At 67.4% G+C, this 2,057-nt stretch carries 2 protein-coding genes and 1 pseudogene; all 3 read left to right on the forward strand.

The window, feature by feature from the left end:
* A partial coding sequence (locus UK23_RS47910) for a cellulose binding domain-containing protein (protein WP_045318539.1) occupies positions 1–359 on the forward strand: 359 nt, incomplete at its 5' end.
* Positions 360–387: 28 nt separating this feature from the next.
* Positions 388–1,677, forward strand: coding sequence for a ricin-type beta-trefoil lectin domain protein (locus tag UK23_RS47915; RefSeq protein WP_082115563.1), 1,290 nt, complete (start codon positions 388–390; stop codon positions 1,675–1,677).
* Between the two features lie 52 nt (positions 1,678–1,729).
* A pseudogene (locus UK23_RS47920) lies at positions 1,730–2,057 on the forward strand (poly(3-hydroxybutyrate) depolymerase); the annotation flags it as partial.

Below are 2,057 nucleotides of genomic sequence, written 5' to 3' on the forward strand. Positions count from 1 at the left end.
CCACCACCACCACCACCACCACCACGAACCCGCCCGGCGACGCGGACTGCAAGGTCTCCGACGCGATCAACGCGTGGAACACCGGTCTGACATCGAACATCACCATCACGAACACGGGCACCACGCCGATCAGCGGATGGTCGCTGGCCTTCACCCTGCCCGGCGGCCAGAACATCACCTCCGGCTGGAGCGCCACCTACTCCCCCACCTCCGGCCAGGTGACGGCCAAGAACGTGAACTACAACGCCGACATCGCACCGAACGCGTCCATCACCGTCGGATTCCAGGCCACCCACACCGGCGATGCCGCGGCACCGGCCTCGTTCGCCCTCAACGGCAAAACCTGCGCAGCCGCCTGACCATCACGAAAGAGAGTGCGAACAACCCATGCGACAGAACAACATCCATCGGCGGGCGTGGTCGCTGATCGCGGCGGCCGCGCTGGTCCTCTCCGGCGCCACCGTCGCCCATGCCCAGACCGACCAGACCGTGCTCGCGGGAACTCCCGGCTGCGGCAAAGCTCCGACCCTGCGCAACGGCAACCAGACGATCCAGAGCAGCGGCAAGAACCGCTCGTTCATCCTGAGCATCCCGGACAACTACGACAACACCCGCCAGTACCGGCTGATCTTCGGCTTCCACTGGCTGGGCGGCACCTCCGACCAGGTGGCGGGTGGCGGCAGCGACGGCGCCGTCTACGCCCACTACGGACTGAAGCAGCTGTCGAACAACTCGACGATCTTCGTCGCCCCGCAGGGTCTCGGCAACGGCTGGGGCAACTCGGGTGGCGAGGACGTCAGGTTCACCGACGACATGATCAGCCGGATCGAGAACGACCTCTGCGTCGACACCACGCAGCTCTTCTCGCTCGGTTTCAGCTACGGCGGCGCGATGAGCATCTCGCTCGCGTGCTCGCGCCCGAACGTCTTCCGCGCGATCGCCGCCATCGCCAGCCCCGGTGAGATCAGCGGCTGCGCGGGCGGCACCGCACCCGTCGCGTACATGGGCATCCACGGCATCAACGACAACATCGGCGGTGGACGCGGCCAACGCGACCGCTGGGTCCGCAACAACGGCTGCACCCCGCAGAACGCTCCCGAACCCGGACCGAACAGCCGCACGCACATCACCACCGCCTACTCAGGCTGCAAGACGGGTTATCCGGTGGTCTGGGCGCCGTTCGACGGCGGCCACCAGCAGGGTCCCGTGGACGGGTGCGCCGGATGTGAGAGCGGTGCCCGGAGCTGGGTCAAGGGCGAGGTGTGGAAGTTCTTCACCGGTGACACGACTCCCCCGGACCCCGGCCCGACGCCGTTCCGGCTGCGCGGCGAGGCCTCCAGTCGTTGCCTCGACGTCAACGGCGCGAGCACGGCCAACGGTACGCAGATGATCACCTGGGACTGCCACACCAACGCCAACCAGCAGTTCACCCAGAACGGCCAGACCCTGCGGGTCACCGGCAAGTGCCTCGACGCACCTCCCAACGCCGCATCCGGCACCAGGGTCCAGATCTGGGACTGCAACGGCGGCGCCAACCAGAACTGGAACATCGCGGGCAACACCATCACCAACGTCCAATCAGGACTGTGCCTCAACTCCACCAGCACCAGCAACGGCGCCGCCGTCACCGTGGCGACCTGCAACAACAGCACTGCCCAACGCTGGGCCAAGGCTTAGCGGCGAGAAGGGGAACGGACAACGATGTTCCGACAGCACAAGGGGCCCTGCCATGTCCAGGCATAGGATCGTGATCGCCCTGGCCGCCGCGAGCGCCGTGGTCTTCCTGGGCGCGGCGGGAATCGCGCTCGGTGGCACCACTCCCGGCGGCGACGCCGGGGCGATGGCGGGAACGGCCGGGTGCGGCAAGCCACCCGCTCTGACCAGCGGCCAGCACACCATCAACTCGGGCGGCCAGAACCGCTCGTACATCCTGCGGGTACCGGCCAACTACGACAACAACCGCCAGTACCGCCTGTACGTCGGTCTGCACTGGCGCGGTGGCACGGCCAACGACGTCGACTCCGGCGGAACCGACGGCTACAACTGGTCGTACTACG

Source organism: Lentzea aerocolonigenes, from assembly GCF_000955955.1.
Classification (GTDB): domain Bacteria; phylum Actinomycetota; class Actinomycetes; order Mycobacteriales; family Pseudonocardiaceae; genus Lentzea; species Lentzea aerocolonigenes_A.